Here is a 9,203-nt window from a genome sequence, read left to right on the forward strand (position 1 = left end):
GCCCGGAGTCAGTGACCCCGGCCGGCCATGCGCTCCAGGCGGGCGATGCGGTCGGCCATCGGGGGGTGGGTGGAGAAGAGACCGGACATGCCTTCGCCGCGCCGGAAGGGGTTGGCGATCATCATGTGGCTGGCCGCCTCGATGCGCGGCTCCGGCGGCAGCGGCCGGGCCTGGGTGCCGTACTCCAGTTTGCGCAGGGCACTGGCCAGGGCGGCCGGATCGCCGGTGAGCCGGGCGCCGGAGGAGTCGGCCTCGTATTCGCGGGACCGGCTGACCGCGAGCCGGATGAGGGAGGCGGCCACCGGGCCGAGCAGGGCGATCAGCAGCATGCCGAGGATGCCGGGGCCGCGGTCGGAACGCATCAGCCACATGAACTGGACCAGGAAGAGGATCACCGAGGCCATGGCTCCGGCCACCGAGGAGATCAGGATGTCGCGGTTGTAGACGTGGCTGAGCTCGTGGCCGAGGACGCCGCGCAGTTCCCGCTCGTCGAGCAGGTGCAGAATGCCCTCGGTGCAGCAGACGGCGGCGTTGCGGGGATTGCGGCCGGTGGCGAAGGCGTTGGGGGCCTCGGTGGGCGAGATGTAGAGGCGGGGCATGGGCTGGCGGGCCGCGCCGGCCAGTTCCCGGACCATCCGGTAGAGCCGCGGCGCCTCGAATTCGCTGACCGGGCGTGCACGCATGGAGCGGAGTGCCAGTTTGTCGCTGTTCCAGTAGGCGTAGCCATTGGTCGCGAGAGCGACGACGAGCGCAAGAATCAGCCCGCCCCGGCCGAAGAAACTGCCGATCAGGAGGATCAACGCGGACATCGCGCCGAGCAGGACGGCGGTCTTCAGTCCGTTGCGGTGGCGGTGCACGGTGTGCCCTCCAGGTATTGCTGCGTGGGGACGCGGAATGCCCGGCGGGGGCCGGGCACGGGGAGCCCGGTTTTTCCGGTTTATCCAATAACCCTCCACTAACAGTGGACACTCCCGATCTAGAGAACGCCACGGGTAGCCGGGCGGTTCCCCCGAACGGGCCTGGTGGGCGCGGCGGCGCACGCGGGCGCCTTCAGAGGGCGCCGGAGGCCCTCAGAACAGGCCGCCGGAGGCGAAATGCAGAATGAGCTGCGGCCAGCCGGACAGCACCAGAGCGGTCACCGCGGCCAGGGCCACGGCCGCCCCGGCGGCGGCCCTGGTGCCGGGGCGCACGGCGGTCACGGCGGGGGCCGGGGCCGGGGCCTCGGTGGCGGTACGGACCGCGCCCTCCCCGGCGTCGCCCTTCCCGGCGGCGGCTTCCGCACCGGCCGGCTCCTCGGCGGCCGGCTCCTCGGCGGCCCGCTCCCCGGCGGCCGGCTCCTCGGGGGACGGTTCGCGGAACAGAACCGCCGTCCAGCGCAGGTAGTAGACCAGACCGAGAACGACGTTCACGGCGGTGACCACGGCCAGGACGCCCAGGCCGGAGTCGACGGCGGCCCGGAAGACGGCGACCTTGGCGAACAGCCCGATCAGCCCCGGCGGCAGCCCCGCCAGGCACAGCAGGAAGAAGCCCATGGCCAGCGCGGTCAGCGGGCTGCGCCGGGCCAGCCCCCGGTAGTCGTCGATCCGGTGCCCGGCCGCCGTCCACACCACCACGGCGAAGGCACCGAGATTGACCACCCCGTACATCAGGGCGTAGGCGACGGTGGCGCCGACCGCGTTGAGCGCGGCGGCCGAGTCCTCGGCATGGGCCGCCCCGGCCAGCGGCACCAGCAGGTAGCCGGCCTGCGCGACGGAGGACCAGGCCAGCAGCCGGATCACGCTGTGCGGGGCATCGGGCCGGGTGCGCAGCGCGGCGGCATTGCCCGCCGTCATGGTGAGTCCGGCCAGGACCGCCACGGCCGGCCCCCACAGCTCGCCGAAGCCGGGGAAGGCGCCGACCGCGACCAGGATCAGCCCCGCCAGCCCGGCCGTCTTGCTGACCACGGAGAGGAAGGCGGCCACCGGCAGCGGGGCGCCCAGATACGTCTCGGGCACCCAGAAGTGGAACGGCACCGCGGAGACCTTGAAGGCGAAGGCCACCAGGGTGAGGACCACCCCGGCCTCGGCCAGTGTGGCCAGCGCCGGGTCCGCCTCGGGCAGCGCGGCGGCGATCTCGGCCAGGAACAGGCTGCCGGCGCCCGCGTAGACGAAGCTGATGCCGAGCAGCCCGACGGCGGTGGCGGTGACCGAGGACAGGAAGAACTTCAGCGCCGCCTCCGGGCCCAGCCCGGCGCGGCGCAGCCCGACCAGCGCGTAGGCCGGCAGGGTGGTGGCTTCCAGGGCGAGGACCAGGGTGGCCAGATCGCGGGCGGCGGGCAGCAGCACCGCGCCGGTCACCGAGGACAGCAGCAGGAACCAGAACTCGCCCGGGGGCAGCGGGCGGCGGCGTTGCGCCCCGGGCGGGGCGGCCCGGCCGGCCGCCGCCTCGGGCAGGCTGATCAGCACGGTCAGCAGCGCCCCGGCCAGCACCAGGAGCTGCAGGATCAGCGCGAAGCTGTCCGCGATGTAGGAGCAGTGGCCGGCTTCCGTGGTGAGGCAGAAGGTGGCCCGCTCGCCGGAGCGCAGCGGATACAGGGAGAGCCCGGCCAGGACGATGCCGAGCACGGCGAGCGCGCCGAGCGGCCCGCCGCGGCGTCCCTCCGCCCAGGACTTCGGCAGCGCCGCGTCGGCCACCAGGACGGCGAGCGCGGTGGCGGCGGTGATCACCGGCGGGGCGATGACCGCCCAGTCCACGGTCTGGATCAGGTTCATGGGCCAACTCCCGGCAGGAGGCTCTGCACGGCGGGATCGGTGAGATGGAGCAGGACCGCGGGCCACAGCCCGGCGAGCAGGGTGAGCAGCACCAGCGGGGTGAAGGCCGCGTACTCGTGCGCGCGCAGATCGGGGAGGTCACCGGTGCGCGAGGCCGCGACGGTGACGGTGCCCTCGCCCACCGTCCCGGCCGCCGCGTCGCCGGGCGTGGCCCCGCCCGGGACGGAGGTGCCGGCGGTGGCGGTGGTCTCGGGCGCGGTGGACGGCAGCGGGCTGGCTCCGCCGGGGGCGAGCGGGAGCGGCGGGGCGTCGCCCATGCAGACCCGGCGCACCACGATCAGCAGGTAGGCGGCGGTGAGCAGGGTGCCGAAGGCGGCCACCGCCATGGCGGTGAGGAACACCGGCCGGCTGAGCCCTTCGGCCGGCCGGTAGGCGCCGAGCAGGGCGAGCATCTCGCCCCAGAATCCGGCCAGTCCGGGCAGGCCCAGGGAGGCGACGGCGGCGAAGGCCAGCACCCCGCCGAAGCGCGGGGCCCGGCCGTAGAAGCGGGCGCCCCCGCCCCCCGCCAGCACGTCCAGCCGGGTGGTGCCGGTGCGTTCCTTGACCGCGCCGGCCAGGAAGAACAGCAGGCCGGTGATGAGCCCGTGGGCGATGTTGGCGAACAGGGCGCCGTTGACCCCGGTCGGGGTGAGGGTGGCGATGCCGAGCAGCACGAACCCCATGTGGCCGACGGAGGAGTAGGCGATGAGCCGCTTGAGGTCGCCGCCCGAGCCGCGGCGGACCAGGTGGAGGCAGGCCAGGGAGCCGTAGATGATGCCGGTGACGGCGAAGGCGGCCAGGTAGGGCGCGAAGAACTCGGCGCCCTCCGGCGCGACCGGCAGCACGATCCGGACCAGGCCGTAGGTGCCCATCTTCAGCAGCACCCCGGCCAGCAGCACCGACCCGGCCGTCGGGGCTGCGGTGTGGGCGTCGGGCAGCCAGGAGTGCAGCGGCCACATCGGGGTCTTCACGGCGAAGCCGATGCCGAGCGCCAGCACCGCCAGGATCTGCACGGAGCGGCTCATGGTGGCGCCCTGGAGCCCGGCCAGGGCGGTCATGTCGAAGGTGCCGGCGTGCAGCCCGATGAGCAGCAGGCCGAGCAGCATCACCACCGAGCCGAGCAGGGTGTAGAGGATGAAGGTCCAGGCGGCCCGGGCCCGGTCCTCGCCGCCCCAGCGGGAGATGAGGAAGTACATCGGCACCAGGACCATTTCGAAGGCCAGGAAGAACAGCATCAGGTCCTGCACCGCGAAGGTGGCCAGGGTGCCGCTCTCCAGGACCAGCAGCAGGGCGACGAAGCCCCGGGCGCTGGGCCCCTCCGGCATCCTGGCGTAGGAGTGGAGGGCGCAGAGGAAGGTCAGCAGGGCGGTGAGCACCAGCAGCGGCAGGGAGACGCCGTCGACGCCGAGGCGGAGGTGGATGCCGAGGGCGGGAATCCACTCCAGGTCGGTCTCGGCCTGCATCCGGGCCGCCTGGCCGGTGTCGAAGCCGGCGGCGAGCAGCACGGCGGCGGCCAGCACCACGCCGGTGACGGTGACGCCGTGCCGCAGCACGGCCTGTTCCGGGTCCCGGCCGCGCAGTCCGGGCGGGGCCGGCAGCAGGGCGGCGGCCGCGCCGAGCAGGGGCAGCGCCACCACGGCGCCCAGCAGCCACTGCATCAGGGTCTCGTCGATGGTGATCACTTCGGCTCACCCTCCGGCGGTGGTGAGGACGGCGGTGGCGGCCAGCACCAGGGCGCCGGCGGCCAGCACGCTGAGATAGGTCTGCACATTGCCCGTCTGGGCGCGGCGGGTGAGGGCGCCGAGCAGGCCGGGGACGGTGGCCGCACCGCGCACGTAGCCGCCGACGACCTCCCGGTCCAGGAAGCGGACCAGCCGGGCGGCCCCGTTGACGGGGAGGACGAACAGCGCGGCGTAGACGGCGTCCAGGCGGAAGCCGGCGGCGGCGTGCGGGAAGAGGCGGCCGAGCAGGGCGGGGCCGGGGTCGGCGGCGTCGTCCGTCTCGTAGCGGCGGCGCCAGGCGCCGTAGGCGAGCAGCACACCGAGCAGGGCGGCGCCGGTGGTGGTGATGACGGTGGTGCTTTCCCAGTCCGGTACCAGGGAGGTGCCCTGGAACCAGTCCGGCAGCCATCCGGAGGCGAAGCCCAGGCCGAGCGTCGGGAGGATCAGCAGCCACAGCACCGCCGTCATGGCCGGGGAGACGGGCGCAGGGCGGGGGGCGGGCTCGGGCCGGGCACCGACCGGGTCGTGGAAGGCCATCAGCCACAGCCGGGTGGCGTAGCCGGCGGTGAGCAGGGCCGTGACCACGGCGGCGATCAGCACGGTCCAGCCGGCGGCCACCGGCACGGCCGCGGTCGCGGCGGCGCTCTCCGCGCTGCCGGCGGCGGCATGCTCGGCGGCGGCGACCACCGCTTCCTTGGAGAAGAAGCCGGCGAACGGCGGGATCGCGGCCAGGGCGAGCAGCCCGATGGTGAGCCCCCAGAAGGCGTCGGGGGCGCTGTGCCGCAGGTCGCGCATGCGGGCCAGGGCGGACAGCGAGCCGGTGCCGGCGGCGTGGATGAGCACGCCGGCGGAGAGGAAGAGCAGGGCCTTGAACGCGCCGTGGGTGAGCAGGTGGAAGACGGCGGCCTGCCGGTCGGCGACGGCCAGGGCCCCGGTCATCAGGCCGAGCTGGCCGATGGTGGACCAGGCCAGCACGCGTTTGAGGTCGTCCTGGGCGAGGGCGGCCAGGGCGGAGCCGGTCATGGTGAGCGCGGCCATCACGGCCAGCACCACCAGGGCGGCGGCGGAGGCGGTGAAGACGGGCAGCAGGCGGGCGATGACGTAGACCCCGGCGGCGACCATGGTGGCGGCGTGGATCAGGGCGGAGACCGGGGTGGGGCCGGCCATGGCGTCGGGCAGCCAGGTGTGCAGCGGCACCTGGGCGGACTTGCCGGCCACGCCCGCGAGCAGCAGCAGCGCGATCAGGGTGGGGTGGCCGGGCGCGGTGGCGCCGTCGCCGGTGAAGCTGCCGACGATGCCGCTGATGCGGAACGTGCCGGTCTCGGTGGCCAGGGCGAGGATGCCGATCAGGAACGGCACGTCGCCGAGCTTGGTGACCAGGAACGCCTTGAGCGAGGCGGCGCGGGCGGCGGGCGTCTCCCAGTAGTGGCCGACCAGGAAGTAGGAGCAGATGCCCATGACCTCCCAGCCGACCAGCAGCACCATCAGGTCGTCGGTGTAGACGACGAGCAGCATGGCCGCGGTGAACAGCGACACCAGGGCGGCGTAGGAGGGGTAGCGGGGGTCGTCGCGGAGATACCCGGTGGAGTAGATCTGCACGCCGGAGGCCACGACCGCGACCAGCACGCCGACCAGCACGGCGTACCCGTCGAGCTGCAGGGCGAGGCTGATGGGCAGGGCGGCGTCGCCGGTGGGGGTGAGTTCGGTGGCGGCGTACAGGGTCCGGTGGTCCTCGCCCTGGCGGACGGCGACCAGGACGGCGAGGCCGGCCGCGGTGAGGGTGGGGAGCACGGCCAGCGGGCGGACGAAGCCGGGCGCGGAGCGCCCGGTGAGCAGGATGAGGGCCGCGGCGGCGAAGGGCAGCAGCGGGACGAGGACGGCGGCGGTGATGGTGTTCACTCAGGCGGCTGCCTCTCGCTCCCGGGCGTCATCCGCGGCGGGGGCCTCCGCCGCCGCGTCCGCCGTGTCGTCTCCGCGGAGGTCGGTGCGGCGGTCGCCGAGCTCCCGCAGCCGGTCCACGGCGTTGTCGCCGCGGGTGCGGTACACCAGCAGCACGATGGCCAGGCCGATGCCGATCTCGGCGGCGGCCAGCGCGATCAGGAAGAGGGTGAAGACCTGACCGGAGTGCAGGGCGTCGCGCAGCCAGACGTCGAAGGCGACGAAGTTGAGGCCGACGGCGGCCAGCATCAGCTCGACCGACATCAGCACCAGGATGGCGTTGCGCCGGGCCAGCACCCCGTACACGCCGGCGCAGAACAGCAGGGCGGACAGCACCGCGGGATAGACCAGATGCATCTAGCGCTGCTCCTCCTCCGCGGGTGCGGAGCCCCGCTTCCGGGAGATGACGATGGCACCGACCAGGGCCGCCAGCAGCACCACCGACAGCAGCTCGAACGGCAGCACCCAGTGCCGGAACAGGCTGGTGCCGATGTCGGAGGAGCGGCCGTGCGGGGTGTCCAGGTCGATGAAGGCGGTGCGGAAGGCGTCGACGACCAGGGTGACGAGGGTGGCGGCGGCCAGTACGGCGACCGCCAGCGCCACCGGCCGGTTGCGGGAGTCGGCGTCCGGGGAGGGGCCGATGGGCGCACGGGTCAGCATCAGCCCGAAGAGCAGCAGCACGACCACGGAGCCGAGGTAGATCAGCACCTGCACCCAGGCGATGAACTCGGCGGTCAGCAGCAGGTAGTGGACGGCGAGGCCGCCGAGCGCGACGACCAGGTAGAGGGCGGCGTGCACCAGCTGCCGGCTGGTGACGCAGAGGATGGCGGCGCCCAGGGTGACCAGTCCGACCAGCACGAAGACGATCTCCACGCCGGTCGGGGACAGGAATTCGCGGGTCTCGCCGGGTGCCGCGGTCAGCACGGCGGGCCCGAGCAGCGCGGTCACGGCTCGTTCCCCTCCCCCGGCTCCCCCGGCTCTCCCGGCTCCGCCCGTTCTCCCCGTTCCCGCTGCTCTCCCCGCTCCCGCTGCTCTCCCTGCTCCCCCGGCTGTCCGTGTTCCCGCTGCTGCCCGGCCCGGGGCTGCCCTGCCTGCTGGGCGGCCTGTTCCGCGGCGCGCTTGTCCGCGGTCCTGCGGGCGGCCGCGATCTCCTTGGGCTCCTCGGCGGCGGTGTCCGGCGGGGGCGGTTCCGGCACCGTCCACATCCACTCGCGCAGCTTGTCGCGCTCATGGGTGAGGTCGCGGATGTCGGTCTCGGCGTACTCGAACTCGGGCGACCAGAACAGCGCGTCGAAGGGGCAGACCTCGATGCAGATCCCGCAGTACATGCAGAGCGCGAAGTCGATGGCGAAGCGGTCCAGGACGTTGCGGCTGCGCTCGCGTCCGCCGGGCGCGGCGGGCGGCACGGTCTCCTTGTGCGAGTCGATGTAGATGCACCAGTCCGGGCACTCCCGGGCGCAGAGCATGCAGACCGTGCAGTTCTCCTCGAACAGGCCGATCACGCCGCGGCTGCGGGGCGGCAGCTCGGGCAGCTTCTCCGGGTACTGCTGGGTGACGGCCCGCCGGGTCATGGCGCGGAAGGTGACGGCCAGTCCCTTGGCCAGTCCGGAACCGAGGGTCACAGGAACACCACCTTGACGACGCCGGTGAGCGCGATCTGCGCCAGGGCGAGCGGGACGAGGACGGTCCAGGCGAAACGCTGGATCTGGTCCACGCGCAGCCGCGGCCAGGCGACGCGCGCCCAGATGACCAGGAAGCAGAGGACGGCCGTCTTGAGCACGGTCCACAGCCAGCCGAGCTGGTCGGGCAGCGGCCCGTGCCAGCCGCCGAAGAAGAGGACGGCGGTGAGCGCGGAGATCACCACGATGCCGGCGTACTCGGCGAGCAGGAACAGCGCGAAGCGCAGGCCGGAGTACTCGGTGAAGGCGCCGAAGATGATCTCCTCGGGCGCGAGGGGTGCGTCGAAGGGCGGCCGGTGCAGCTCGGCGATGCCGGCGGTGAAGAAGACGAAGGCGCCGATGATCTGCCACGGCACCCACCACCATGCGAAGGTGTCCAGGATGCCGGGCAGGCTGAGGGTTCCGGCGGCCATCACCACGGAGGCGGCGGCCAGGATCAGCGGAAGCTCGTAGGCCATCAGCTGGGCGGCCGTGCGCAGGCCGCCGAGCAGCGAGTACTTGTTGGCCGAGGCCCAGCCGCCCATCAGCGAGCCGAGAACACCGATGCCGAGGACGGCGAGGACGAAGAAGATGCCGGCGTCGATGACCTCGCCGACCAGGCCCCCGGGGCCGACCGGGATGGCGATCAGCACGATCAGGTAGGGGATGAGCGCCACGGCGGGGGCGAGCCGGAAGAGGGTGCGGTCCGCGCCCTGCGGGACCACGTCCTCCTTCTGCGCGAACTTGACGCCGTCGGCGACGAGCTGTGCCCAGCCGTGGAAGCCGCCCGCGTGCATGGGACCGACGCGGCCCTGCATGTGGGCCATGACCTTGTGCTCGGCCTGGCCGACCAGCAGGGGCAGCAGCAGGAAGGCGAGCAGCACGCCGCCGATCCGCAGCGACACGTCCAGCACGTCCATCAGCTCTCCTCCTCACCGCTCGCGGAGGAGTCGCGCCGCCCGGAGCGCAGCCACGGCGCGTCCCCGCTGCGCCGCCCCGGCCCCCCTGCGGTGCGCGGCTGCCGGCCCTCGGCGGGCGCGGCACCTTCCTCGCCGGAGGCGGAGGGCTCCTCGCCCGCCCCGCGCTGGCTCGCGGAG

At 73.7% G+C, this 9,203-nt stretch carries 8 protein-coding genes; all 8 read right to left on the minus strand.

The annotated features are described in order from the left end of the window. Positions 1–8: 8 nt before the first annotated feature. The gene (htpX, locus tag GQS09_RS14935; protein ID WP_165986553.1) at positions 9–857 is read right to left on the minus strand and encodes a zinc metalloprotease HtpX; all 849 of its coding nucleotides are present in this window, start codon (positions 855–857) and stop codon (positions 9–11) included. Positions 858–1,070: 213 nt separating this feature from the next. Further along, on the minus strand, positions 1,071–2,750 hold the full coding sequence (locus tag GQS09_RS14940) for an NADH-quinone oxidoreductase subunit N (protein WP_165986554.1): 1,680 nt from the start codon (positions 2,748–2,750) through the stop codon (positions 1,071–1,073). Further along, a complete protein-coding gene (locus tag GQS09_RS14945) occupies positions 2,747–4,447 on the minus strand; it encodes a NuoM family protein (protein ID WP_165986558.1) in 1,701 nt (566 codons plus the stop codon). Before GQS09_RS14945 ends, GQS09_RS14940 begins: the two co-directional genes overlap by 4 nt. Before the next feature lie 30 nt (positions 4,448–4,477). Further along, complete coding sequence (locus tag GQS09_RS14950; RefSeq protein WP_165986555.1) at positions 4,478–6,409, minus strand: NADH-quinone oxidoreductase subunit L; 1,932 nt, start codon at positions 6,407–6,409, stop codon at positions 4,478–4,480. Beyond that, positions 6,410–6,805, minus strand: coding sequence for an NADH-quinone oxidoreductase subunit NuoK (gene nuoK / locus GQS09_RS14955; RefSeq protein WP_165986556.1), 396 nt, complete (start codon positions 6,803–6,805; stop codon positions 6,410–6,412). Then, positions 6,806–7,387, minus strand: coding sequence for an NADH-quinone oxidoreductase subunit J (locus GQS09_RS14960; RefSeq protein WP_399552517.1), 582 nt, complete (start codon positions 7,385–7,387; stop codon positions 6,806–6,808). A gap of 5 nt (positions 7,388–7,392) precedes the next feature. Next, the gene (locus GQS09_RS14965) at positions 7,393–8,019 is read right to left on the minus strand and encodes a 4Fe-4S binding protein (protein ID WP_165986560.1); all 627 of its coding nucleotides are present in this window, start codon (positions 8,017–8,019) and stop codon (positions 7,393–7,395) included. A gap of 47 nt (positions 8,020–8,066) precedes the next feature. Beyond that, positions 8,067–9,026 carry a complex I subunit 1 family protein gene (locus tag GQS09_RS14970; protein WP_207957846.1) on the minus strand — a complete coding sequence of 320 codons (960 nt, stop codon included), beginning with the start codon at positions 9,024–9,026 and terminating at the stop codon, positions 8,067–8,069. Positions 9,027–9,203 lie beyond the last annotated feature (177 nt).

This window comes from Streptomyces sp. YIM 98790 (genome assembly GCF_011421595.1).
Lineage (GTDB): Bacteria > Actinomycetota > Actinomycetes > Streptomycetales > Streptomycetaceae > Streptomyces.